21 protein-coding genes and 7 pseudogenes are annotated in these 24,281 nt (G+C 67.7%); 11 read left to right on the forward strand and 17 right to left on the reverse strand.

Going from position 1 to position 24,281, the window contains the following annotated elements; genetic code table 11:
- Nucleotides 1–15: 15 nt before the first annotated feature.
- A pseudogene (locus tag ACWC24_RS17180) lies at nt 16–411 on the forward strand (transposase); the annotation flags it as partial.
- 171 nt (nt 412–582) lie between these two features.
- Nucleotides 583–1,130: pseudogene (locus ACWC24_RS17185) on the forward strand (AAA family ATPase).
- A 76-nt stretch (nt 1,131–1,206) separates the two neighbouring features.
- On the opposite strand, the gene ACWC24_RS17190 reads toward ACWC24_RS17185, so the two are convergent.
- Nucleotides 1,207–2,640 carry an NF041680 family putative transposase gene (locus tag ACWC24_RS17190; RefSeq protein WP_450663707.1) on the reverse strand — a complete coding sequence of 478 codons (1,434 nt, stop codon included), beginning with the start codon at nt 2,638–2,640 and terminating at the stop codon, nt 1,207–1,209.
- Nucleotides 2,641–2,966: 326 nt separating this feature from the next.
- Nucleotides 2,967–3,605, reverse strand: a complete 639-nt coding sequence (locus tag ACWC24_RS17195; protein WP_450663646.1) for a LysE family translocator — start codon at nt 3,603–3,605, stop codon at nt 2,967–2,969.
- 176 nt (nt 3,606–3,781) lie between these two features.
- Here ACWC24_RS17195 and tpg point away from each other — a divergent pair, with 176 nt between their 5' ends.
- Complete coding sequence (gene tpg / locus ACWC24_RS17200; RefSeq protein ID WP_450663647.1) at nt 3,782–4,180, forward strand: telomere-protecting terminal protein Tpg; 399 nt, start codon at nt 3,782–3,784, stop codon at nt 4,178–4,180.
- 154 nt (nt 4,181–4,334) lie between these two features.
- A complete protein-coding gene (locus ACWC24_RS17205) occupies nt 4,335–5,057 on the forward strand; it encodes an alpha/beta fold hydrolase (protein WP_450663648.1) in 723 nt (240 codons plus the stop codon).
- Nucleotides 5,058–5,210: 153 nt separating this feature from the next.
- On the opposite strand, the gene ACWC24_RS17210 is transcribed toward ACWC24_RS17205, so the two are convergent.
- Nucleotides 5,211–5,462, reverse strand: coding sequence for a DUF2945 domain-containing protein (locus ACWC24_RS17210; protein WP_450663649.1), 252 nt, complete (start codon nt 5,460–5,462; stop codon nt 5,211–5,213).
- Between the two features lie 197 nt (nt 5,463–5,659).
- On the opposite strand from ACWC24_RS17210, the gene ACWC24_RS17215 reads away from it, so the two are divergent.
- The gene (locus ACWC24_RS17215; RefSeq protein ID WP_450663650.1) at nt 5,660–6,193 is read left to right on the forward strand and encodes a DUF6328 family protein; all 534 of its coding nucleotides are present in this window, start codon (nt 5,660–5,662) and stop codon (nt 6,191–6,193) included.
- A gap of 79 nt (nt 6,194–6,272) precedes the next feature.
- Here ACWC24_RS17215 and ACWC24_RS17220 read toward each other — a convergent pair.
- The 4 genes and pseudogenes from ACWC24_RS17220 to ACWC24_RS17235 all read right to left on the reverse strand — a co-directional run bounded on the left by ACWC24_RS17220 (nt 6,273) and on the right by ACWC24_RS17235 (nt 9,072).
- A pseudogene (locus tag ACWC24_RS17220) lies at nt 6,273–7,197 on the reverse strand (IS701 family transposase).
- 74 nt (nt 7,198–7,271) lie between these two features.
- A complete protein-coding gene (locus tag ACWC24_RS17225) occupies nt 7,272–7,616 on the reverse strand; it encodes a hypothetical protein (RefSeq protein ID WP_450663708.1) in 345 nt (114 codons plus the stop codon).
- A gap of 174 nt (nt 7,617–7,790) precedes the next feature.
- Nucleotides 7,791–8,501: pseudogene (locus ACWC24_RS17230) on the reverse strand (DUF6480 family protein); the annotation flags it as partial.
- Nucleotides 8,422–9,072 carry a type III effector protein gene (locus ACWC24_RS17235; RefSeq protein ID WP_450663651.1) on the reverse strand — a complete coding sequence of 217 codons (651 nt, stop codon included), beginning with the start codon at nt 9,070–9,072 and terminating at the stop codon, nt 8,422–8,424. The gene ACWC24_RS17235 and the pseudogene ACWC24_RS17230, both read right to left, overlap by 80 nt.
- Nucleotides 9,073–9,199: 127 nt before the next feature.
- On the opposite strand from ACWC24_RS17235, the gene ACWC24_RS17240 reads away from it, so the two are divergent.
- The 4 genes and pseudogenes from ACWC24_RS17240 to ACWC24_RS17255 all read left to right on the forward strand — a co-directional run.
- Nucleotides 9,200–9,631, forward strand: a complete 432-nt coding sequence (locus ACWC24_RS17240) for an Hsp20/alpha crystallin family protein (RefSeq protein WP_450663652.1) — start codon at nt 9,200–9,202, stop codon at nt 9,629–9,631.
- 92 nt (nt 9,632–9,723) lie between these two features.
- Complete coding sequence (locus ACWC24_RS17245; RefSeq protein WP_450663653.1) at nt 9,724–10,119, forward strand: DUF2267 domain-containing protein; 396 nt, start codon at nt 9,724–9,726, stop codon at nt 10,117–10,119.
- Nucleotides 10,120–10,177: 58 nt separating this feature from the next.
- Nucleotides 10,178–10,621 (forward strand): DUF2267 domain-containing protein, encoded by a 444-nt coding sequence (locus ACWC24_RS17250; RefSeq protein WP_450663654.1) that lies wholly within the window; start codon nt 10,178–10,180, stop codon nt 10,619–10,621.
- A 133-nt stretch (nt 10,622–10,754) separates the two neighbouring features.
- Nucleotides 10,755–10,841, forward strand: a pseudogene (locus tag ACWC24_RS17255) (IS5/IS1182 family transposase); the annotation flags it as partial.
- Between the two features lie 689 nt (nt 10,842–11,530).
- Here ACWC24_RS17255 and ACWC24_RS17260 read toward each other — a convergent pair.
- The gene (locus ACWC24_RS17260) at nt 11,531–12,367 is read right to left on the reverse strand and encodes a hypothetical protein (RefSeq protein WP_450663655.1); all 837 of its coding nucleotides are present in this window, start codon (nt 12,365–12,367) and stop codon (nt 11,531–11,533) included.
- A 157-nt stretch (nt 12,368–12,524) separates the two neighbouring features.
- Nucleotides 12,525–13,772: a polymorphic toxin-type HINT domain-containing protein gene (locus ACWC24_RS17265; protein WP_450663656.1), complete on the reverse strand. Its 1,248-nt coding sequence runs from the start codon at nt 13,770–13,772 to the stop codon at nt 12,525–12,527.
- Between the two features lie 111 nt (nt 13,773–13,883).
- Between ACWC24_RS17265 and ACWC24_RS17270 the strand changes: the two genes are divergently transcribed.
- A protein-coding gene (locus ACWC24_RS17270) for an IS3 family transposase (protein WP_450663657.1) occupies nt 13,884–15,097 on the forward strand; the annotation gives its coding sequence in 2 pieces (ribosomal slippage) (nt 13,884–14,130 and nt 14,130–15,097; 1,215 coding nt in all).
- A 227-nt stretch (nt 15,098–15,324) separates the two neighbouring features.
- Here ACWC24_RS17270 and ACWC24_RS17275 read toward each other — a convergent pair.
- The 5 genes and pseudogenes from ACWC24_RS17275 to ACWC24_RS17295 form a co-directional block, all read right to left on the reverse strand.
- Nucleotides 15,325–15,501, reverse strand: a pseudogene (locus ACWC24_RS17275) (IS701 family transposase); the annotation flags it as partial.
- A gap of 158 nt (nt 15,502–15,659) precedes the next feature.
- Nucleotides 15,660–18,029, reverse strand: coding sequence for a beta-xylosidase/alpha-l-arabinosidase (locus tag ACWC24_RS17280; RefSeq protein ID WP_450663658.1), 2,370 nt, complete (start codon nt 18,027–18,029; stop codon nt 15,660–15,662).
- Nucleotides 18,030–18,036: 7 nt separating this feature from the next.
- Nucleotides 18,037–18,855 carry a carbohydrate ABC transporter permease gene (locus ACWC24_RS17285; RefSeq protein ID WP_152895637.1) on the reverse strand — a complete coding sequence of 273 codons (819 nt, stop codon included), beginning with the start codon at nt 18,853–18,855 and terminating at the stop codon, nt 18,037–18,039.
- The gene (locus ACWC24_RS17290; RefSeq protein WP_450663659.1) at nt 18,852–19,808 is read right to left on the reverse strand and encodes a carbohydrate ABC transporter permease; all 957 of its coding nucleotides are present in this window, start codon (nt 19,806–19,808) and stop codon (nt 18,852–18,854) included. Before ACWC24_RS17290 ends, ACWC24_RS17285 begins: the two co-directional genes overlap by 4 nt.
- Nucleotides 19,809–19,815: 7 nt before the next feature.
- A complete protein-coding gene (locus ACWC24_RS17295) occupies nt 19,816–21,120 on the reverse strand; it encodes an ABC transporter substrate-binding protein (RefSeq protein ID WP_450663660.1) in 1,305 nt (434 codons plus the stop codon).
- Between the two features lie 140 nt (nt 21,121–21,260).
- Between ACWC24_RS17295 and ACWC24_RS17300 the strand changes: the two genes are divergently transcribed.
- On the forward strand, nt 21,261–22,283 hold the full coding sequence (locus tag ACWC24_RS17300; RefSeq protein WP_450663661.1) for a LacI family DNA-binding transcriptional regulator: 1,023 nt from the start codon (nt 21,261–21,263) through the stop codon (nt 22,281–22,283).
- 78 nt (nt 22,284–22,361) lie between these two features.
- On the opposite strand, the gene ACWC24_RS17305 is transcribed toward ACWC24_RS17300, so the two are convergent.
- The 3 genes and pseudogenes from ACWC24_RS17305 to ACWC24_RS17315 form a co-directional block, all read right to left on the reverse strand.
- Nucleotides 22,362–23,198 (reverse strand): RNA-guided endonuclease TnpB family protein, encoded by an 837-nt coding sequence (locus ACWC24_RS17305; protein WP_450663662.1) that lies wholly within the window; start codon nt 23,196–23,198, stop codon nt 22,362–22,364.
- Between the two features lie 4 nt (nt 23,199–23,202).
- Entirely contained in the window at nt 23,203–23,808 is a 606-nt protein-coding gene (locus tag ACWC24_RS17310; RefSeq protein ID WP_450663663.1) for a helix-turn-helix domain-containing protein, read from the reverse strand.
- Nucleotides 23,805–24,272: pseudogene (locus ACWC24_RS17315) on the reverse strand (IS607 family transposase); the annotation flags it as partial. The gene ACWC24_RS17310 and the pseudogene ACWC24_RS17315, both read right to left, overlap by 4 nt.
- Nucleotides 24,273–24,281 lie beyond the last annotated feature (9 nt).

The raw sequence follows: 24,281 nt of genomic DNA on the forward strand, positions 1-24,281 counted from the left end.
CGATATGGCAGCCTCGGGCGCAAGCGGCACTTGGTCGTCGACACCAAGGGCCTGCCGCTTTTCGTGATGGTCACCCCGGCCGACATGACCGATCGCGAAGCGGTGAAGGAACTCCTGTTCCGGCTGCGGCCGATGCACCCCGAGATCACCATTGTCTGGGCCGACTCCGGCTATGCCGGACAGCTCGTGACCTGGGCGAAGAAGCACCTGGACCTGACGCTGAGGACCATCGGCCGTCCGAGGGACGTCGTCGGGTTCGTCATCCTGCCCCGCCGCTGGGTCGTCGAACGCTCGCTCGCGTGGATCATGCACGCCCGCCGTCACGCCCGGGACCACGAACGACTCATCCAGCACTCGGAATCTCTGATCGTCTGGGCCGCGATCACGCTGATGACCAGACGCATCACCCGCAGATCCTCCCGCAGGAGCGGACAGCCCGACTCCCGCGAGGCCAACCGGGACTGATCGTTCTCAAGTTCACGGTCAGCGACTCCACCCGGACCGGCCCACATCCCGGACCGGCACCAACTCTCCCACAGCACCGCCCGTCTCGTCCCCGCCCGGCTCCGGCAGGATGAGCACATGCTCATCGTGATCGGCGGACTGCCCGGCACAGGCAAGACCACCCTGGCGCGGCTGCTGGCCGCGCGCATCGGCGCGGTCCACCTACGCATCGACACCATCGAACAGGCCATCGTCCGCTCCGGCCTGGCACGACATCCCGTCGGAGCGGCCGGCTACGTCATCGGATACGCCCTGGCCGGTGAACATCTCCGGCACGGGCTCACCGTGATCGCGGAATCTGTGAACCCTCTGGCGGTCACCCGCGACAGCTGGCAAAGCGTGGGGACCCAGGCGGCTGTCCCCGTTGTCGAAGTGGAAGTCGTCTGCTCGGACCCGGACGAGCACCGACACCGGGTGACCACGCGATCGACAGACATCCCCGACCTGCCGCTGCCCGACTGGCAGCAGGTCCTCAACCGCGACTACGAACCGTGGAACCGCGAGCACATCGTCGTCGACACGCCGGACAGGACCCGCAACAGTCACTCGCCCTGCTCCTTCACCATCTTGATCACACCCGGCAGACGCCACACGACCCCAAATCCGGGGTCTCATCGGACTGCTAGACGGAGCTGGCGAACGGCAGCGAAGCCCGCGTGATGTCATGGCGGATCAGGAACAGGCGCTGAGCTTGTTCTTTATCTACCAAGTTCTTCCAGGTTTACCGACGGCCTTGAGAGTCTCGGGGCGTTTGGCGGTCTTGCCGACGTCGTAGCGGGGTGCCCGGTGCTTGTTCTTGGCGCCGGGAGGTCTTCCGGCGCCGGCTCCTCGGGGTTTGGGAACACGGGCCGGGCAGGCGAGGTGAGCAGGGATGTCCCTGAACCCCCGGCGGACCCGTGCCGGAGTGAGCCGGTCGGCGGCGGGTTTCTCCCACGGCCTACGGAGGTCCGTGGCGAGTGGCCGGGCCGGCCGAAGCTGGGTGTGGGCAACGATCAGGATCCAGGTCCAGCGGTCCGCTGCCTCGGGAGTGTGGAGTTTCGGGGGGGTCCAGCCCAGGGTCCGCTTCGCGAAGCGGAAGGTGTGCTCGAGATCGAAGCGGCGGAGGAACGCCTGCCAGAAGCGGTCCACGTCATTCGGGGTAGCGCCGGTCTCGGAGGACCACAACCACACCGGCGGGGCGTCCCGGTCCTTCGACAGATGCTCGACCTTCAGCCGGATCAACGTGCCCTCGACCAGGGGTAGTTCGCCCTCGTGGTCGAGCCATGAGGAGCGGTGGGTGAGCTTTGGGTGGACCCGGTCCCATGCTCGAGTTTCAGCCTTGCCGTAGTTGCTGGTGTCCGTGATCGCGGGCTCGGGCCAGGTCTCCGGCTTGGCGAAGCGGAATTCCGGGCCGTGCTTGGGCGGCCGCCCGCCCTTCGGGTCGTGGACGCGAAGCGGCTTGGGCAGGCGCATGACGCGGTCGGAGCGGACGCGGCCGACCAGCTCGACGGGCAGGTCGCGCAGGACCCAGGTCAGGCGGGTGACGTCGTAGCCGGCATCGCTGACGATCACGATGTCCGGGTCCCCGGCCTGCCACTGGCCCGCGACGATGAGTCGCTCGACAACTCCTCGCAGCTGAGCAGCGGTGATCGCGGTCGCGTCGTCCGCGGGGCCGAGCCGAATCACGTCGAGGCTCGCGGTCCAGGAAGTGGCGCCCGGCTCCAGCACGGCCACGAAGGAATACGGCCAGCCCGGAATGAATTGCGACGCCGTCTTCGCACGGCCGTAGACATGGCAGAACAGACGGTCCGCCGAGCACGGCGCGTCCGAGCGGAGCCACGGCGACGCATCGACGGCCAGGACCAGGCGCCCGCCCTCGAAACGCGACAGCGACAGGCCTGCCGGCACGGTCCGCAGTTGATTGATGTCGATACGGCCGTGGGTCAGGCCGCCGTACATCGCGCCGTGCCCACGTCGATGTTCGGGCAGCAGCGTCAGGTCCACCGGGGACCTCACCGCGCCGTCCGCGCACAGCACCGCGTCCACCAGCTCGAACAACTCGTCGCGCCGGGCAGTCAGACACTCGTAGAACCGACCCCGGAAGCGTGTCGCTTCCACGAACGCGTCCCGCCGGACAGCATCAGGCAGCAGACTCACCCTCACGGCCTTCGTCGTGGTCACGTGCATCCTCGGTCGGAGCACATGATCAGACGAAGGCCGCCCCCACGTCCGTCGAACCCCCAGGTGGGCGACCCAGTACGAGGCTACGTTCAAGGGCCGGAAGAAAAAGAACAAGCTCAGCCTGCCGAACCACGGGGCGAGGAACCCAGACAGCTCCGCGACGACCAGGTCCCTCAGTCCCGGACTCCGCGCTACCCATGGCCAACAAGGAAGAACCGCCACAGAGGATCACCTGATGCAAAAACAGCCCAAGATGGGCAAATGCCATCAATGCCGGATCGGAGAGCGAGCCCCTCTCGGGTTCAGTCCTTGCGCCCGGTCACGGCGACGGTGACACCGAGACCGATCATGGTCAGTCCGCCGGCACCCCCGACCAGGGACAGCCGCTGCGGTGAGCGGGCGAACCAGTCCCGCGCAGTGGACGCCACCAGCCCCCACGCGGTGTCGGAGGCAACGGCGATGATGTTGAAGACCAGGCCGAGCACCAGCATCTGACCCGCGACATGCCCCTGCCCGCGGTCGACGAACTGCGGCAGTACGGCGGCGAAGAAGACGATGGTCTTCGGGTTGGTCGCGCCGACCGCGAACCCCTCCCCAAAAGTCCGCAGGCCGCTCTGGGCAGCCCCGACTCCCGTCACCGCGGCCTGCAGCGAACCACGCTCCCGCCACGCCTTGACGCCGAGAAACACCAGATAAGCCGCCCCCGCTAGCTTCAACACGGTGAAGACGAGAATCGAGCGTTCCACGACCGCTCCGATCCCGAACGCCACGGCCACGATGAGCACATAGGCGCCGACGGTGTTCCCTGCAACCGTGGTCAGCGCGGCGCGACGTCCTTGCGCCAACGCCCGCCCGATCACGAACGACACGCTGGGGCCCGGGATCATGATCAACAGGAACGACATCGCCGCGAAGGCGAGCAAACGGTCGGCAGACACCATGGACCTCATGCAAGCACGGGGACGGCTCCCGGTCCCAGCCGTATTCCTCAGCGAGTCCGAGGCCCACAAGGTGGGACCAAAGCGGACTGCAGTGGAGTCGCTTCACGTTCCTGCAGCCACCGTGGGAAGTCGTGATCGCGGGGCTGGGGAATTACGTGACGCTGATCATGCAGATCGTGGGGAATTACGTGACCGTCGGCACGCAAGCACCCCCGAGGGCGATGGCCGACCGGATCGACGCAGCAGTCCGCGCCCGCCGGCAGTCGCGGGTGCGGTCCCAGCGGCAGGAGCGGTCCGCGGCCACGGGCGGGATCACGGTGGAGACCCGGGCGCGGTTCGGCTACGACGCTCCCGGCGGCACCACCGACGACGGCCGCTTCCGCCGCATCACCGCCCGACCGCCCGCCTCCTACGCCAAGCGGCTGTTCGACGCCCAGCAGGGCCGCAGCACCGAGTCACCGAACGAGGTGATCGCCGAAGGCCTCCAGGAGGTCTGCTTCAAGGACAACGGCCATCGTGCCGACCGCCTGGAAGTCGAATTTACGGATATCGACTACATCGACGTCGATTACTGAAAGGGTCAGAAACGAGAACGGCGAGCATCAATTACCGAGCCGAGGCGCGATAGCTGTCACGAAGGCAGGCTGGTTGTCACCATGCTGATGGTGGTCGGTTCGGCCGCTGGCGAACGCCGTGTCCGCGACGGCGGTCCCTCGTTAGGTTTCGGACATGGTTGATCACCGCTCGGCTGACGTTGGTGGAATCCGACTGGCCTATCAGGTCTCGGGCCCGCCGGAAGCTCCGCCGCTCGTCCTGCTGCATGCACTGGGCGAGGGTGCTGCGGACTGGGACGTCGTGGCATCGGTCTTCGCCCGCAGCTGGCGTGTCTATGCTCTCGATCTCCGCGGTCATGGCCGAAGCGACTGGCCGGGGGACTACTCGCTGCAGCTGATGCGGGACGACGTGCTCGGCTTTCTGGATGCGCTGGCTCTTGACCGCATTGATCTGATGGGGCACTCGATGGGCGGGATCGTTGCCTACCTGTTCGCCGGGGAGTATCCGCAGCGTGTGGACCGGCTCGTCCTGGAGGATGTCCCGGTGCCACGCCCCCGCGAGCAGTCCAGGCCGATCAGGCCGGACGGGAAGCTGACGTTCGACTGGGAGATGGTGTTGGCCGTCAGGCGGCAGATCGATGCACCTGATCCGAAGTGGCTGGAGAGCCTCGGCAACATCGCTGCGGAGACCCTTGCCGTAGCCGGCGGTCCGGGAAGCCATGTTTCCCAGGAGGGCATCGCCGAGTTGGCCCGCCGCGTTCCTCACGGGCGAGTCGTCACCATTCCGGCCGGGCATTTGATCCACCACGCCCAGCCAACGGTGTTCGTGGAAGTGGTTCTGAGGTTCTTGCAGCAGTCGCTCCAGGCTGATGACGAAGTTCCTCTTCGGAACGGGTGACAGAAAGGCTGCTGAACGGCCGTTGGTGACAAGCGCTATGCCTCGTCGGGGACAACCAAATCGCCTCACAAGAACCAAACAGTCAGACCACCCGTCCCGAAGGTGACAACGATCGCGCTTCGGCACATTACCTGAGCCGGAGCATGGTAGTTGTTACATAGGCAGTCTTGTTGTCACCTGCGAGGTGCGGCGCCGGAAGGTCGTTCCTTCCCCCGGGTTGTGGACCGCGTCGCGTCCGTTCTTCTCCCTTTCCACCTCGTGCTGAGGCTCCTCAGGCGAGGCCCTCGCCTTGCGTCCGGCAACCTCCGCGTCCTTGGTGATCTTCTTCTTCGCGGTGCCTGTGACGTTCTGGCCGTGACTGCTCCAGGACGCCGTGTCGCCTTTGCGCGAGTTCTTCTTCGCCATGTCGGTGCTCCTGCGGTCGAAGTGGACGGGGACGGACGGATTCGCCGCCCTTCCGGCATCGGGTGCACGCCGCGAACACGCAGTCCCATGCATGGCGCTGATCAACGCGAGGTCAAGGAAAAGTCAATTCGGGGTGCACGGCGGTGGCGAACCGGGGTATCCGCTCGCCCATACGGACGAGCACACCGGGAGGGGTCGTGGCGGACAGCGGGGTCGCGGAAGCGAGGCAGGCGGAGGGCGCCAAGGAGGCGCAGCGGGAGGAGTCCGAGGCCGAGCGGGCCGACCGGCGGTGGAACGAACTGATGCAGGAGATCCGGGTCACGCAGACCGGCGTCCAGATCCTCTTCGGTTTCCTGCTGAGCGTGGCATTCACCCCGGCCTTCGGGCACCTGTCGCACACGGACCGGTTCATCTACATCACGACGGTCGTCCTCGGCGCGACGGCGACCGGCGCCCTCATCGCGCCCGTCCCCTTCCACCGGCTGATCTCCGGCCGCAGCATCAAGGCGCAGGCGGTGCGCTGGGCGGCGCGGCTCATCTTCCTCGGCCTGGCGCTGCTGGTCGCCACGCTCACCTCCGCCCTGTTCCTGATCCTCCGGGTGGCCACGCACGACGGCTTCGTACCCTGGCTGGTGGGCACGGTAGTGGCCTGGTACCTCGCGTGCTGGGTCGCGCTGCCGCTGTGGGCACGGCACCGGTACACCACGGTGTCGGAGGAGCCCGTCGGCTGACGGGACCCGGCCGTCGCCGACGGCCTACAGTGCGAGCCCCGTCCTGGAGTCGTCGTGGACCATCCCGTTCAGGAGCAGTTCAGCCTGTTCGTGCGGGCTGCGGGGACAGACAGAGTGGAGGACCTGGCGCGGTCGGCCCGAGGTCAGCTTTGTCGGTGTCGAGTGCGCGGGCTCGCGGGACGGTCAGGCAGGCGTGGGCGGCCATGGCGAGGGTCATGTGGCGGTGCCGGCCGGGACAGCGGCGGACCTGGTAGTCGTCCAGGCCGCATTCCTGCTTCGCGCTCTGGAAGCACTCCTCGACCGCCCATCGGCTGCCCGCGATGCGGATCAGCTCGTCCAGCGTGGTGTCGGCCGGGCAGTAGACGATGCAGTAGGAGATCTCCTCGGGCCGGCTGACGCTGCGGCGGGCGAGAACCCGGTGCCGGCGGTCCTCGCGGTGCCAGGGCCGCACCTCGACCCGTGCCCAGTCGTAGACCCGCCGGCCATGGGCTCCCTCGCCGCAGGAGCGGCGTTTCCATTTCTGCCGGGGCAGGCCGGGGAACAGGTCGTGGACGGGGTGGTCGAGTGCCCAGCGGGTGACGACGGTGTCGTGCCTCGTTGTGGCCATGACGTGGAAGTCGTTCGCCTGTTCCAGTTCGAACCGCCAGCCCTTGCTGAACCCGTATGCGGCGTCCGCCGTCACCCAGCCGAGCGGGTGCCCTTCTTCAGGAAGCCGGTGTCGTCGACGATGAGCACCGCGTCCCGGTCGCCGAGATGGTCGACCACATACCGGCGCACATCGTCGAGGACCTTGTCAGCGTCCACTCGATCCGGTTCAGCATCCGCTGGATGCGGTCCGGGCCGTCATGGCTGGCTTCCTCGGCCAGGGTCCAGCCGTTCTTGCGCTGCAGCGGAGCAATCAGCCCCCGCATATAGGCCAGCGCCGACTCCCGCGGCTCCGACCTGTTGAACCGGTGCACGAACCGCTCGTGCACCGCTTCCAGTTCACTCGCCCACACACGCACATCTGCAAGGTCCCCACCCGTAACCACATCAACGAGCGGTCTGGCCAGCAGTCACGATAGAGACCGTTGCAGTACTAGCCCTGGCGGTGTCCGGACCGTGATTCCTGGGGATCGATTCCGGTCTCCGCAGAGGCGTCCTTGGTGCCGCTGGGACGCTGGGAGCGCCCTCTGCTGCCCGTGGAGCGGTGGCCCTTCTGGGCTCCGCGGGCGTGCTCCTCGCCGCGGGTGCTGTCGCTCTTCACCGTGTCGCCGGGCACGGGCCGGGTCTCTTCCTCGGACCTCGTCCGGCCCGGTCCCCTGCTGCCGCCGTATTCGGTGGTATGGAAGGAGCGGTGGGCGCTGGGGTTGTCCTGCTGCCGGGTCTCGTCCACGTCGGAGGCCCAGCCGTGCTCTCCGGTGCCGCGTGGCTTCTTCGTCATGGGTCTGCCTGCCTGTTCATCGGGGCGGTGTCCGTTGCGACCGTCGCAAGGAACGGACTCTTGCTTCAGGCGTGAGGGCGTTACGCGACCAGGACCGCCATCATGTTGATCAGCCCTACCGTGACCAGCGCTGGCACGACCATGATCAGGAAGGTCAGCGACGGCCCCAGCCCTTGTGCAGTTCGGTGGCTCGGGGTGGGAGACACCGAAGGCGTCTGCTTCGGCGAGCGGCGTCTGGCCTGATGGCATCCCGCCGCCTGGTTCGAGGCGGGTCGTGCGCCTGGGCCGGGTCTCGGGAGTCGTCATCGTGAACGCTCTTTTCTCCGCCTTCGAGTACCCACGGGCGGGCGTGCCCCACGAAGGCCGGCCAGGAAATCGAGACCGGGTCCCGCACGGCGGCCTTGTGCCACGCCGGCCGCCTGCGAAGGGCCCGCCACGAGGTTCGGTTCGTGGGGCGGGAGGTAGTGGGCGGCCCGGGCGCCAGCCGCGGGCGAACCGGCCCCCGAAGCCCTGCGCCGTCTCATCCACGCCGTCCTCGACCACCACCATGGCCAGCTGCGGGACGATGCCACCATCGTCCTGGGCGAATGTCATCCGGGCACCGACGACATCAGTCCGTAGGAGCACACCAGCGCGGGCGCTGCAAGCAGCCTCTGGCGACGGGGCCGGCTGATCTTCAGGGCCGCCGGGTCTGGTCTTGACGGAGCAGGCGTTCATGCCGTGGACGAGCCCGGCCTGCGCGTGGCGGGTCGGGCTTCCCGACGGAGGCCCGGGCTCCTGGCCGACAACTCGCGGCTCGGGGGAGTCAGGCGTCGTCGGCGGCTGTCGCCGTGCGCCGGTCCTCCAGGGCGTCCAGGGATTCGACGAGGCCGGTGTGGCGGGCATCGAGGTAGGGGCGCATGCCGGTCAGGGGGGCGATGAGCGCGGCGGCGTCGGCTGTGCCGAGGGCGGCATGCAGGGCGGCCTGGGCTGAGCGTGCTTCGGGCTCGAGCTGGTCGAGCGCGGTGATCTGTCCGGCGAGGCTGCGCAGGTCCGCGGCGTTGGCGCGGGCCCAGGTGACGGAGGAGCGTTCGGCGGCCCTGGCCTGACGGGTGGCCGTCACGCGCTGTTCGCCGGTGGTGCCGACGGCGCCGGGGCGACCGCGTAGGTATCGGCGTTCGGCGGCCTGGCGGCTGGCGACACCGAGGGGGCCGGCGAGGTCGGCCCAGCTGGCGCCCGCGTCGCGGGCGGTTTCGATCAGGCCGGTCTCCCAGCCGGCGAGCTGTTCGCGGACCTGCCGCAGCAGCATCAGGGAGGCCAGCGCCTGCTCGGGCGCGGGTTCGGCGGCGTCGGGGGTTTCGTGCTGGGCATCGCGCAGCGCGCCGTCTATGGCGGCGAGGGCTGCCGCGGCGGCGAGGAAGGACGCCGGGCTGTGGGCGTCGGTACTGGTCGTGGGCGGCTGGTCGGCTGCGGTCACGGGCACCTCCCTGAGGTGGTCATCGGGTCGACGACATCTTGTTTGTCATCCAATGGATGACATGTTACAACGGTGTCAGTGCAGCGCATTGGCAGCAACTGCTCGAACCTGCTGGAGGTGTTTCACGATGTTGATGCGCACTGATCCCTTCCGTGAGCTGGACCGGATGGCGCAGCAGATGATGGGCCCGGGCACCTGGTCGAAGCCGTCGGTGATGCCGATGGACGCCTACCGCGAGGGCGACGAGTACGTGGTGGCCTTCGACGTCCCCGGCGTGACGGCGGACGCGATCGACATCGACGTCGAGCGGAACATGCTGACCGTCAAGGCCGAGCGGCGGCCGGTGGCCACGGCCGACGGCGTGAAGGTGGAGCTGTCCGAGCGGCCCCTGGGCGTCTTCTCCCGCCAGATCGTGCTCGCCGACACCCTGGACACCGAGCGCATCCAGGCCGACTACGAAGCCGGCGTGCTCACCCTGCGCATTCCGATCGCCGAGCGCGCCAAGCCCCGCAAGATCTCCATCGGCGTGGGCTCCGCCCACAAGGAGATCTCCGGCTGACACAGGCCGGACCGGTGCGGAGGTCGGACTCCCGGTCTCCCCTTCCCCGCCCTCCGCACCCCGACCGTCCCAAGAGGAATGGGTGGGCCGAGATGTCTCTGCGTCACGAAGCGTTCCTCGACCGCGTGACCGAGCGCGGCGGGTACGACACCGAGAAGGAAGCCGATCGCGCGTCCCGCGTGGTGCTCGCCCTGCTCGGCGCGCACCTGGTCGGGGAGGTCCGCGCCCAGCTCGCGGCACGCCTGCCGGAAGGCTTCGCCCTGATCCTGCTCAACCCGCTGCAGAGCGCCGAGCCGCTGTCCCCGCAGCGATTCGTCCGCGCGACCGCCGCGTGGATCGAGGGCGCCACCGAGCAGACCGCGACCTGGGACGTCAGCGCCGTGCTGTCCACCGTCGCCGACACGGCGGGCGAGGACCTGACGGGGCAGATCCTGCTCCAGCTCCCCACCGGCTACGACCTCCTCTTCGGCCGCCCCCAGCCCACCTGACCAAGACCCGGGTGCCGCCCCGGCACCCCCCATGACTCCATGAAAGGCATGCACCGCAGTGATCTCCGACGTGCGCGTACCGCTTGGGCACCAGCAGCCGTACTCGACGGCGTACGAGCAGATGCTGGAGAAGGTCCGCTACGAGGGCGCCTACCCCACCCGCGAGCGGGCCGACGAAGCCGTCCGCCTGGTTCTTGCGGGGCTCGGGCGTCAGCTGACCGGCGACGAACGCGTAGACCTGGCCGCCTGCCTGCCCCTGGAGGCCGCACGCGTGCTGACCGCACAGATTCCCGACACCCAGCCACTGACCGGCTGGGCCTTCGTCAAGGACCTCGCCGCCCGCGCCGGCGCCTCCCTGGCCACCACCCGCTGGGACACCGGCTCCGTCTTCGCCGCCGTCACAGCCCACACCGGCCCCGACCTGATCATCCGTATCCTCCACCAGCTCCCCACCGGCTACGCGCTGCTGTTCGGCCAAGCCGAACTCACCCCCGCCGCATAGACGGCGAGCCGCACGTTCGGGGTGGACTCGACGCCTTCGCACGCTGTCCGCCCCGAACCCGCGCCTTCGGTTCTTCGGCGCATGGCTAGAAGTTGTCCCGTAACCCGTGGGTCGGTTGGTGCGTTGGCTGGGCATGGGTGGGGTGATCTCAGCAGATGATCCGAAGTGGGTCGAACCGTTCTCGGGCCTGACCGAGGTACAGTTCGCCAGGCTGGTGGCTCGGCATCGCCCGACTCCACAACATGGCCCTCACCCAATAGCTCAGGCCCCATATGGGACACCCTCTAGTACTCCAGCCGGACTTCTGTATTTCTGCTGGTCAACGGCCTGGAGATGGGGAGTGTAGCGGGAGTGGGGCATGCATGGGGCGGCTTTGGACAGGTCGTCCCACCAACGGGTGTCCGCGCCGCATGTAGTGACTGCGTCGGGCACGTGCCTGGTGGCGACGGCGCCATCGTGACCAGTTCAGCACGTGGTCGCGGCGTGCAGGACGGTGGCGGGGTTGAGTTGCCAGCAGACGACGGATTTCGGCCGGTGTGAGGTCCACAAGTTGTCATCCACCATCCACGGCCGAGTGCTCACACCCTCCCGAACGGCCAAATCGTCGTATCAGTCACGCCCGGCCAGGACACCTCAACAAGATCGCGTCAAGAGCTCTTAGCGAGAACACCATCTCCTGGCGCGACCCGGCACCACAGGCCAATCAGCAGATTTCGGGATGAGACAAGGGGAGAAAACGACCTCTGAGATACATGCGGAATGCACTCATGGATCGTACTTTTGTCGGAGGCAAGACTTTTCCATCCTTGCTCACGAGAACGATTCTGCTGCGCGACGGGACGTTGGCAAGAAGTCGCACAAAACAATGAAACACACCGAACGGAATTCGCCCAACGGAGCGAGCGGCAATCACCGCCTCGGCGCGCCCCACCACTTCTCGTGATGGTGATGGACGCTGATCCAGTCCTCATCAGAAGCATCGTCGGGCACTACTATGAGCATCGATTCCGCTTCGTCGCGCATGCATTGCACCTGAGACGCGTTCAGGCTCCGGCAACTCCACAGCAGTCGTGCCATTTCAGCCGCTCGTGGATCGTCAGGCCGCGATGGTTCGGGCAGTGCGACGCCGACGATGGCGGCGAGGTCACCAGGTGGGATACCGAGAACGGACTCGAAGCCCGCCACCAGGTCCGGGGTGAGCGGAACGCGGCCCCGTCCGATCCCGCTGATCGTGGAGGCGGCCAGGTATACGCGTCCTTCGGTCAACAGGGCCACCGTCTTGGCCGCACCGGTCAGGGAGCGGAGGTTCCGGTTACCGCACAGCAGGTTGGCGAGCATTGCACCGAAACCCGCCTCCTGCTGGTCATACATGTACGGCGAGCCGGATGGGCGTTCTTCCCTTTCCTGCGGCAGCTGGTCGACAATCCGCTGGATGCGGGTCCTCTGGTCTGCCGGCAGCGCCATCGTGATGTGAATCAGGTCTGCGATCGCAGATCCGACGGCCGGGTCCCGGGGGGCGAAGGATTCCGGCCTGGGGATGGCCGCGATCACATGGAGGTCGATCGCATGGAACCCGAGCGCGGAGGCGAGATCGTCCAGCTGCGCAGCCGGCGGCGGCGTGCCCGATACCACCGAACGGAGTTCGGTCTCCGGAATGCCGGATGCGTCGGCCAGCCACGCGAAATCCACCCCGCGGTGTTCCAGCAGGCGAGTCAGCAGCGCGCCGAAATCGGGATAGTTCGCCACGGTGTCACCTTACGTTCTTATGTCGACTCAGCTGCAGGAAGAGGGCGGCTCCTGGGAGTTGGCCATGAACTTCGACCACGCCCAGGGGCCGCCTTTCGGATCGTCGCACCCTAGTTTCGCACCGGCCAAGGACTCCAGACGGTGCCTTCATCGACGGTCAGCCCGAAGCTCTGCAACGCCAGCGCGGCAACGTCTCGGAGCGGCGTGTAATCCCCTTCGTTGTACGTAGGAGCGTAACTGCCGGGTTGGTAGTGGCCTGAACCGTTGGCCATCTCCAACACCCTTCCCTCCGCCCCACGGTGAATCCGCCGGCGAAAAGCACCGGTTCGTGGTCGGCGAGTGTCGTGTGTCCCGGCCAGTCACTCTCGGGGGCAAAAGCCCCCTCCTCGTACAGCGACTCGTTCATCGCCCGCACCGAACCGTCCAGCTTCTGTACGAAGATATAGGTTCCAGGCTCGATGCCCTCCCCGGACCGTACGATCTGATCCTCACCGAGAGGCCCCTGGTCACCGTCGTCGATTTCGGGATGCCGGCCAGGCCGCCACACGTAGGTGGGCTTGGTCGCCCCATCGCCGCAATTCGTGTTGTGTACGAGAACTGGCGTCTTTCCCGCCACGACATAGTACGTGTGCAAGTCCCGGACGGTGAGGTTCCAGCGGTCCGCCGTCCCCGGCGTGACCCTCGTCCTGACCACATACACGTGAGCGTCGTCGGCCGTGTTCAGCGCATCCCCGCGGCGGGGTTCGCCCGCCGGCTTCCAGCTGTGGCTGGTGACGTCCCAGAACGGGTGGTTGGCCGTGGTGTGCAGGGTGGCCGTGTGGCCGCCCTCGGCGCGGACCGTGACGTCGAGGAGGTCCTTGTCGTGGTTGATCCAGATGCGCTGGACCGTGCGGGCACCCTTGTGCTTGCCCGCCTTCGGGTCGGCCGATTCGACCTGGTCGCCGGTCTTGATCTTGCCGATGGCCTTGGTCTTGCCGCCGGCCATCAGGACAGGTGTGCTGGGCGAGAAGCTGCAGCGTGAACCGCCGCCGGAGCCCTTGTTCGTGGTGCCCGAGCTACCGGTGCTGGGCTCGTCCGGTGCGGCCGCCGACTTGCTCGAGGCGGTCGCCTCGCCCTGTGCGTCGGCCTTCTTGGGCGCCGCGGCGTTGCTGCCTGCGGAGTCGGTGCTGGATTCCTTGCCCGCGCCGGAGGCGGCCGCCGCGTCGCCCGAGCCGCTGCCCGCCGCGTGTGGTGCGGCGTCGGCCGAACCCTTCGGAGCGTCGCCGGAGCCGCCCGAACCGCCCGCCGAGGGTGGGGAGTCGGCGTCCTCCCCGGCTATCGGTTCGCCTCCGCCGCAGCCCATCGCCATGCAGTCGGCGCCGCCGGCCAGACCGCCGACCGCTCCGATCGCCTCTCCGGCGGCCATGACGCAGGCCGGGGCCGCGACCACCGTCTCGGTGCAGGCGGCGACTGAGGCTGATCCTTTGGAGTGGACACCCTGACAATGGATCTTGATGGTCCAGGGAGGGATGTCCAGGTGGGACGCAAGTCTCCGTATCCGGAGGAGTTCAGGAGGGACGCCGTCGCGTTGTACCGCGCCGCTGCCGGAAAGCGGACGTACGCGGCGGTAGCCGCGGATCTCGGCATCACCGCGAAGTCGCTTCGGACCTGGGTGCGCAAGGACGAGGCCCAGGCCGCGCCCGAGGACCGCGCTGGCAGGGGAGACACAGGGGAGGAACTGGCCCGGCTGAGGGCGGAGAACGCCCGGCTGCTCAAGGCCGAGCAGGAGTGGCAGCTGGAACGCGAGATCCTGCGCCGGGCAGCGGCCTATTTCGCCCGGGAGGTGAAGTGAGCCCCCGCCGCTGGGACTTCATCTCCGACAACCGCGCCGACTTCGGCGTGCAGCGGATCTGCCGGGTGCTCGGGACGACCCGCGCCGGCTACTACCGGCATCTGGCCGCTGAGCAGGCCCGCGCCGAGCGTCGGGCCGAGGAGAAGCGGACCGTGAGCGAGATCCGCGCCATCCATGCCGAACACCAGGGAGCGTACGGAACTCCGCGCGTGCATGCTGAACTGCGTGCGAGGGGACGGAGGATCATCAACCGCAAGCGCGTCACCCGGCTGATGCGGATCAACCACATCGTCGGCCGCCACCTACGCAAGAAGAAGCGGACGACGATCGCGGACAGGACCGCGCCGCTCGCGCCGGACCTGGTGATGCGCGACTTCACCGCGGACACGCCGAATACCAGGTGGCGCGGCGACATCACTTACATAGCCGTCGGATCGACGTGGCTCTGTCTCGCCACGGTGATCGACATCTGCTCCAGGAAGGTGGTGGGCTGGTCGATCGCCGACCACATGCGCACCTCGCTGGTCACCGACGCGATCGAGATGGCCGTGGCCGCCCGCAGCGGCCGGGTTCGCGGCGTCGTTTTCCACACGGACAGGGGCGCCCAATACAGCGCGGCCGCCTTCGCCGAGGTCTGCCGCCGGCACGGCATCCGCCGCAGCACGGGCCGGGTCGGCTCAAGCCATGACAACGCCCTCGCCGAGTCGTTCTTCCAAGGTCTCAAACGCGAATTGCTCCACGGAAGGCGCTGGACCTCGAAGGCACAGACTCGGCTGGAACTGTTCCGCCGGCTGTCCTACTACAACCAGCGCCGTCGGCATTCCGCGCTCGGCTACCTCACACCAGCCGAGTTCGAACAGCAACTGACCACATCACATACGCTGTTGCTCGTCGCATGAAACCCGGTGTCCACTCCCGTGGATCAGCCTCAGGGAACCGGTACACCACTTCCAAGGACGCAACCGGCAACCGATTCAGTCGTCCCACTCCGTTTCTGTGCCTGCCGGACAGGACGGTGCTTTCCGGCGAGGGTGGCACGCGGGATGGCTCCACAGCACTGGGGAACCATCCCGGCCGGTGTTCTCCCGTCCACCGGATCTCAGGCCAGCTGGTTCATGAACTGCTACAGGTTCTGCTCGTTGCCGTCCGGCAGCCGCAAGTCCATCGGCTGGACCGACTTGCGGCGGTCGTCCTGCATCAGTGCCCGCAGACGGCAGTAGTCCCGGGCCCGCTGTTCCTTCCGCCGCACCGACGCGAACACATCGGCGCCGAATGACACCAACGTCACCCGGACACGATTCACTTCGTGCGCGTCCCCGCATGCTTTTGGTCAGCACCGACAGGAAGACCTGACGGAGTCCTACTGGCAGGGTGAAAGCGGAACTTCAAAGCCTGTTCACTCATCCGGGCCGCCTGCGTCGTGGGAACCACGGTGTCGCGGGAATCCGGTTCGAGTCCAGGTCATTCTTCGTGGGTGGATTTCTGGACGAAGGTGGCGTGGAATCGGCGTGTCTCATCCACGATGCGGCTTGGGCCGGTCAGGGTGACGGTCGCCGTCAGGCGAGGGGCTGTACTCGATGACGCCAGGCGGAGCTCCAGGTCGCCTGGTTCGACGATGCGGTAGCCGTCATGGCCGGTGAAGGAAGCGATGTCGGCGGGAACGGTGATGTGAAGGCGACGGGTTTCGCCCGGTGCGAGGGGGACTCGGCTGTAGCCGATGAGGCGCTGTACCGGCTGGACGACGGAGGCGACCGGGTCGTGGAGGTAGAGCTGGACGACTTCGGTGCCGGGCCGTTCGCCTGTGTTGCGGATGGTGAAGTCGAGGGTGAACTCGTCTTCTGTTGAGGCCTGCTGTGTCTGAACCGTGAGATCGCTCCAGGCGAATGTCGTATAGCTGAGGCCGTGGCCGAAGCCGAACGCGGGGGTCGGATCGATATTGGAGACATCGCTGGCCTGGGCCAGGCGGGCGCCGAGGTAGGTGGTCGGCTGGGCGCCGGGACTCCGGGGCACGCTGACGGGCAGGCGTCCCGAGGGATCGGTGCGGCCGCTGAGTATGCCGGCGATCGCGCGGGTGCCTTCGGCTCCCGGGAAGAAGGACTGCACGATCGCCGCGGACTCGTCCACGGCACGGCCGAGGGCGTACGGCCGCCCTGCGAGCAGCACGGTGACGACCGGGCGGCCTGAGTCGAGGAGTGCGTCGAGGAGGTGCTGCTGGGCTCCGGGGAGGGTGAGTGACTCCGCGTCGCATCCTTCGCCGCTGGTGCCACGGCCGAACAGGCCGGCGCGGTCGCCGAGGACCGCGATGACGATGTCTGCGTTCCGGGCAGCGTTTACTGCCTCGTCGATCCCGGAGAGGTCTCCGTCGTCGATGCCGGTGCCACGGGTGAGGGTGATGTCCGTGTCGGGGAACTCGGCCGCAAGGGTGTCGTGGAGGGTGGGCAGGTCGATCCCGAGGGGGATGTCCGGGTGCTGGACGCCGACGTGCATCGGGAAGGAGTAGCAGCCGAGGACGGCTGTGGCCTCTGCCGCGTTGGGGCCGATCAGAGCGATGCGGCGTGGCGCTGCCAGCGGCAGCACGCCGTCGTTGCTGAGGAGGACCACCGCCTTCTCGGCTATTTCGCGGGCCAGTTCGCGGTTCGAGGCAGGATCCAGGTCGACCTTGCCGCGCAGTGCGTCGGGGTCGTCGAGGTCGGCACCGCTCAGTGCGGCGGGCACTGGACTCCAGTCCGGGTCGAGCATGCCGAGCTGGGCCTTTTGGCGCAGGACCCGGCTCAGGGCGCCGTCGATGAGCGACTCTGGGATGCGGCCGTCCTTGACCGCCTCGACGAGTGGTTCACCGAACGTCTTGACGGTGGGCAGTTCGACGTCGACGCCCGCTGTGAGGGCCGTGCTTGCGGCGCCGGCCCAGTCTGCTGCGACACCGTGCAGGGTTTTGAGGAACGCGATGCCGAAGTAGTCCGCCACGACGGTGCCGTCGAAGCCCCAGGTGTCCCGGAGCAGTTCGGTCAGCAGCCGCCTGTCAGCGGCGGCGGGTACGCCGTCGTTGTCGTTGTAGGCGTGCATGACGGAGCGGGCGCCGCCCTCGCGTATGGCCATTTCGAACGGGGGCAGCAGGATGTCGGCCCGTTCCCGGGGTCCGATCGCCGAGGGAGCGAGGTTGCGTCCTGCGCGGGAGGCGGAGTAGCCGACGAAATGCTTGAGGGTGGCGACGATTCCTGCCGCCTCCAGTCCTTGCACGTACGCTGTGCCGATGGTGGCCACGAGGTACGGGTCCTCGCCGATCGTCTCCTCCACGCGGCCCCAGCGGGCGTCGCGCACCACGTCGAGGACTGGCGCGAGTCCCTGATGGATGCCGACCGAGCGCATGTCACGGCCGATGGTCTCGGCCATGCGCCGCACGATCTGAGGATCGAATGTGGCACCCCAGGACAGCGGGACGGGGTAAGGGGTGGCTCCCCAGGCGGCGAAGCCGGCCAGGCATTCCTCGTGTGCGAGAGCGGGGATGCCGAAGCGGTTGGCCGAGACGATGCGGGCCTGGGTGCGCTGAAGGGAAAGGGCCCCGAGCGCGGGGTCGACGGGCACGGTGCCGAAGGGCCGGGTCAGTTGTCCCAGTCCGGTGGGCATCAGCGCGTCGAGGTCGACAGGGTCCTCCATGTCGTGCTGGTGGGGAGCCACTTCGCCACCGTGGGCGGAGGCGCCGACCCAGACGCCATAGAGCTGGGCCGTCTTCTCCTCCAGAGTCATCGCGTCGATCAGGGACGCGACTCTGGCGGCGAGGGGGCGGGCCGCATCGTTCCAGGGCGGGGTTTGGGGGGAGGTCTCTACGGCCACGGGGCGGTCACTTTCCTCCGACGCCCATCAGGCCCTGGACCAGGGCGCGACGGGCGAACAGGTAGACGAGCAGGACGGGCAGCATGGACAGCATCACGGCTCCGAGGAGGCCGGGGATGTCGATGCCGTGTTCGGTCTGGAAGTTGTACAGACCCAGCGTGATCACCTTGGTGGAGTCGGACTGGGTCAGCACGAGCGGGAAGAGGAAGCCGTTCCATGCCTGGAGCGCGGAGAACACGGTGATCGTGGACAGGCCCCCACGGGACAGTGGTACGACCAACTGGAAGAACATGCGTCGCGGAGTCGCACCGTCCACGGCCATGGCCTCGAACAGTTCGGGCGAGATGTCCCGCATGGCGCCGCTGAGGATCAGCGCCGACATCGGCAGGCAGAACGCGGCTGTCGGCAGGATGACGCCGAGCAGGTTGTCGTACAGCCCTGCTTGGCTGATGAGGTAGAACATCGGGACGATGACGGCCTGGGCCGGAATGGCAAGGCCCAGCAGGAACAGGCGGAAGACCAGAGAGGTCACTTTGCTGCGGCTGCGGACGATGGCGTACGACAGCGGCGGCACCAGTACCAGCACCAGGCCCACCACGGCTGCCGTGACGACAATGGTGTTGACGAAGTATCGGCCGAAGCCTGAGTCGAAGGCGTTGAGGTAGTTGTCGAAGGTGAAGGTGTCAGGCACCGACACCGGGCCGTTCTGCGCGTAGTCGCCGCGGGTGCGCAGGGTCGCCGCGAGCATCACGTACAGGGGCAGGCCGACCAGGAACAGCCAGACGACGGAGCCGACGCCGGCCAGGTAGTTGGGACGGCGCCTCATGACACACCCTCCATGGAGCTGCGCATCTTGTCGTAGCCCGATACGCGGACGACGATGAGCGAGATGACGGTCGACGCGAGGACCAGGGTGAGGGCGATGGCGGACCCGGTACCGAAATCGAAGCTCTTGAAGGCCTTTTCGTACATGTAGTAGGCGCTGATGGTGGTGTCGGTGCCGGGGCCTCCCTGGGTGAGGATGAGGACCGTCTCGAACGTGGTCAGACCGCCGACCGTCATGAGGATCATCGAGGTGATCATCGCGTTGCGCAGTTGCGGCAGCGTGATGTGGAAGAACTGCCGGTAGCGGCCTGCTCCGTCGATCTCTGCGGCCTGGTAGAGCACCTGTGGCACGGCTCGGGCAGCACCTTGGTAGATCAGGGTGTGGAAGGGAGTGAACTGCCAGGTGCTCACGAACGCCAGCACCCCGATGGCCGTGGTCTGCTCGCCGAACAGGTTGCCGTCGCCGAAGAGCCAGGTGGCGTCGGCGGGGATGCCGAAGTTGGGGTCGAGCAGCGCTCGCCACAGGACGGACACGGCGGTGGCCGACAGCAGCAGCGGGACGAAGTAGATGGCGGACAGCACGGCCCGATTGCGCTGGTAGCCGGCGGCCCAGACCCCCAGGACGATGCTGAGCGGCGTCTGTATGAGGATGCCGAGTGCCGTCAGGAGCAGGGTCACCCAGATGCTCTTGAGCATCACAGGGTCGTCCAGAAGCCGCGACCAGTTGTCCGTGCCGACGAACTGAGGCGATCCGAGCCCGTTCCAGCTCATGAAGGACAGCACCGCAACCATGACCAGGGGAACGATTGCGAAGACAGCGAAGAACAAGGTGGCGGGCAGGGCCCAGGTGAAGCCGGGTCTTCCCACGTTTGCTGCGGACGAGCCGGCCGGCCGCCGCCGGGCCTCCTTGCGGGACCTGGCGGCGGGCTGGGTGCTCGTGATCTGTGTCGTCATGAGCCGATCATTCGTTCGGGAGTGCTTGCATGGCCTTGATGAAGCCGTCCGCGTCGATCTGACCGTTGAAGAACTGCTGCACGGCCTGCTGGATCGGGGTGCCGGCCGACGGCGGGTACGCCTGGTCCCAGGACAGCTGGAACGCGGGGGCCTTTGCGACCAGGTCGTACTGGAAGCGCGAGTAGTCGGGATTGGCCGAGGAGTCCAGGAAGGACGAGGTGTTCGTGGTCGTCGGCAGGTTGCCGATGGCCAGCTGCGCCTTCACGAACTCGTCCGAGTACATGAGCTTCAGGAACTCGGCGACGGCTTCGGGGTGCTTGGTCTTCTTCAGCACCGAGTAGAAGTTGTTGGTGTTCCCGACGACGTTCGCAGCGTCGCCCTTGCCGCCGGAAATGGCCGGGAACGTGGTGTAGCCGAGGTCCTTCGCCGCGAAGTCCTTGGCGTCCGTCTGCTGCTGGGCGTAGTACCACGAGCCCATGAGCTCGAAGCCGGCCTTGCCGGACGCCAGCAGTGCCGGTGAGGCGCCGTTGGTGTACTTCACCGAGTCGTAGTTCTTCCCGAAGGCGCCGGCGTCGACGAGGTCCCTGAGCATGCTCAGTGCCTTCTTGCTGTCGGCGCTCTCCCACACCGACTTGTCGCCCTTGATGGCCTTCTGGAACAGGCCCGGTCCGGCGACGCGGTCGTAGAGGTACTCGAACCACATGAGGGTCGGCCATCTGTCACCGCCGCCCAGGGCGATGGGCGTGACGCCTTCGGCCTTGAGCTTCTTGACCGCGACGAGCAGCTCGTCCCAGGTCTGGGGCGGCTTGATTCCCGCCTGGTCGAGGACCTTCTTGTTGTTGAACAGCAGGACGGGCTGGGTGCCGCGCATCGGCACGCCGTAGGGCTTGCCGTCGACCACGGCGCTGTTGAAGACCGACGGGAGGAACTTGTTGTCCAGATCCGGGTTCTTCTTGATGAAGTCGTCCAGCGGCAGCAGCAGGTCGGCCTTGACGAACGGCTGGATGCTGCCGCCGCCCCAGTTGAAGAAGATGTCCGGCGCCTGCGGGGTGTTGATGATCGTCTGGAGCTTCTGCTGGTAGTCGGCACCGGGGATGGTGTCGAGGACAGCCTTGACCTTGGACGTCTTGTTGAACGTGCTGACTATCTGCTTCTCAACCTTGTTGCTGGCGTCCCCGTAGACCAGAACATGGATCTTGCCGTCGTCCGACGACGCCTGGCCGTTGCCGGCGCCGCAGGCGGACAGGGGCAACGCCAGGGCAAGCGTCGCACCGCAGGCGACCAGTCTGGGCAAGCGTGCGCGTGTCTTCATCGTTCGCCTTTCGAAAGTTTCGGCCTCATTACCGAAAGTCTCTGCGGTGGGGACATTAGGTCAGCCCCGAGAACTCGGTCAACAGTCATGCATGCACGCGTCTGAACCGTTACCGGCGACGGTGCCTATACCCTGCACACATGGGCAATGACGAGGAGACGAACGGCCGGGTGACCCTGGCTGAGGTCGCGAAACTTGCGGGCGTCTCGCTTCCGACAGTTTCGAAGGTCCTCAACAGCCGTGCCGACGTGTCCCGTGCGACCCGGGCCAAGGTCGAACGGCTGCTGGAGGTCCACGGCTACCGCCGCCGCCCCCGGATGGCACCTCGGCCCGGGCTTGTTGAACTCGTGTTCCACGAGCTGGACAGCATCTGGGCGATGGAGCTGATCAAGGGGGTGGAGCAGGTCGCGAGGGAGAACCGTGCGACGGTGGTGCTCACCGTGAGCGGCACGCGGCATACGCCTGGGCCGGAATGGCTCGAAGGAGTGCTGCAAAGAAGGCCGCTGGGCGTCGTCCTGGTCTTCTCCACGCTTCCGCAGGACGTCAAACGGCAGCTCAGGTCAGCGGCCATTCCCTTCGTGGTCGTCGACCCCGCAGGCGACCCCGACCCCGATGTGCCATCGGTGGGCTCGGCGAACTGGGCCGGCGGTCTTGCGGCCACCCGGCATCTCACGGCACTGAACCACGAGCGGGTCGCGATCATCACCGGACCCAAGGACATGCTGTGCTCACGCGCCCGCCTCGACGGCTATCGCTCCGCCCTGGCGATGGCGGCCTTGGACGTGGACCCGCGGCTGATACGGTTCGGCGACTTCCATGTGCAGGACGGCTTCGAGCACGCGATGAGCCTGCTGGACGAACCGGACCGGCCGACGGCGATCTTCGCGGGCAGCGATCTCCAGGCGCTCGGCGTGCTCGAGGCCGCCCGGCTCAAAGGACTGCGCGTACCGCAAGACCTGTCGGTGGTCGGCTACGACGACGTGCCGCTCGCGCAGTGGTCAAGCCCGCCGCTGACCACGGTGCACCAGCCACTTCGCCAGATGGCCGAGGAGGCGTCGCGCATGCTGTTCAACCAGGATGGATCCGGTAAGGGTGCCCAGCGCATCGAGCTGGCCACGCATCTGGTGGAGCGACAGAGCACCGCCCCGCCCGACAAGTCGTGAGGACCGTTGCCGAGACCGTAGTCAGGTCTCGGCATTCCGGGTATTTCGGTCCGGATGGTCCGTCACCTCACCTGAGCGTCAGGGGCTCGGTTTGAGGACGGTCTCTCGTTTCCGTCTGCCGCTGTGGCGGCAGGGTTGCGCTACCTGCCCGCCCCGTCCCGGCCTTGCGGCGGGGGCGGGCGGCGCGGGTCTTACGGTCGGCTCCACGAGGCTTCGACACCGCCGGGCGGTGTCCTGGTCTCCGGCCACTCCGGTACCAGTCGTGCAGGCTGCCGCGAGCGCGGCGAGGTTGCGTGCGGCGCCCGCGTCCCGGTCCAGGACCAGGCCGCAGGCCTCGCATGCGTAGGTCCGGACATGCAGCGGCAGCTTGGCTTTCACCGCGCCGCACCCGGAGCAGGTCTTGGGGGAGGGATACCAGCGGTCCGCGACGAGAAGGCGCGTCGCATGCCGCTGACGGGTCTTGTAGGCGAGCTGTCGGCGGATCTCGCCGAATCCGGCATCGGCGATCCGGCGGGCCAGGCGCCGGTTGCGGAGCATCCCGGCGACGTTGAGGTCCTCGACCACGACCGTGCCGTACTCGGCTGCCACGGCGGTGGTCAGCTTGTGCAGGGCATCGACGCGCAGGTTCGCCACCCGGTGGTGGATCCGGTTGCGGGCGGCGTCGGCCTTCTCCCAGCGCTTCGACGGCTGCCGGCCGGTGCGCCGGTCAGGGCCCTGGCGGCGGGACACGATGCGGCAGGCGCGGCGCAGCTGCTTGAGCGCCCGGTCGTAGTGGGCCGGGTTGGGCACGGTGCGGATCTCGCCCGTGCTGTCGGCCATCACCGCGAGGCTCTTCACCCCGAGATCGATCCCGACCGCCGTGTCCGGGCGCGCCGCGCGTTCGAGGTCGCGCTTCATTTCGGTCTGGAAGGACAACGAATCAGCGTCCGCGTTCGTGCCGGACGGTCGCGGACAGGATGCGTGCCGTCCCGGCCTGCACCCGGGCCAGGAGGCTGCCGGTGGGCTCGTGGGTGCGGATCGCGCCGAGCCGGGGCAGGGTGACGTGCCGGCCGTCGGTGTCGACGCGGATGGTGCCGGTGGTGAACCGGCAGGACAGGCGTGCCTTCCGCTTCCACTTGAAACGCGGCATACCGACTCGCTTGCCTCTGCGCTGTCCGCGCTTGGACTTCGCGTAGTTGTCGAACGCTGCGGCGGCGTTCGCCAGGCCGGTGGAGTACGCCTCCTTGGAGTTGGCCTCCCACCAGGCGGCGAACCGAGGGTCGGTGCGCTTGGCGGCGTTGAACGCCTTGCGCAGGGAGGGCAGCGACCACGGCCGCCACTGCGTCAGCCCGGCCTCACCGATGCCGTAGGACTCCTCCGCGCGGCGCTGCCACCACGACGCTTCAACCCAGCCGACAGCCCAGTTGTACGCCGCGCGGGCCGCGCCGCAGTGCGAACGCGGCGACCGCTCCTGGACGGCATTGGGGTCCAGCGCGAACCGGAACGCCTGCACCACGAACCCGGGCTGCGGCCGGAACTTCTTCACCCGGCGTCCTCGGCGGTCGCCACGGCCACCGCGCGAGCGGCCCGGCTCTTCGCCGAGCGACGCCCGTACAGGCGGGCGCACATCGAGGTCAGCACCTCGGTGACGTCGCGCACCAGATCATCGACAGTCTCCGTGGGGTCCAGGACGACCAGGCGCCGCCCGGACGCAGACAGGACGGCCTCCAGATGCTCGACGCCGAACCGGGCCGGCCGGTCCCGATGCTCGACCACGATCACAGCCGCCTGCGGGTCGGACAGCAGGCGGTGCAGCTTGCGGCGCCGCCCGTCCAGCCCCGAGCCGACCTCGGTGACGACCTCGGCGACGGCCAGGCCCAGCCCGTTCGCCCCGTCCACCACCCGTGACACCTGCCGATCCAAGCCGGCCTTCTGGTCGGCTGACGAGACACGGCAGTACGCCACGACCCGCCCCGGGACCGCAGAGACGGCCGGAGCGGGCTCGGTGAGGCTTTTCCA

The sequence above is a fragment of the Streptomyces sp. NPDC001443 genome (assembly GCF_053597355.1).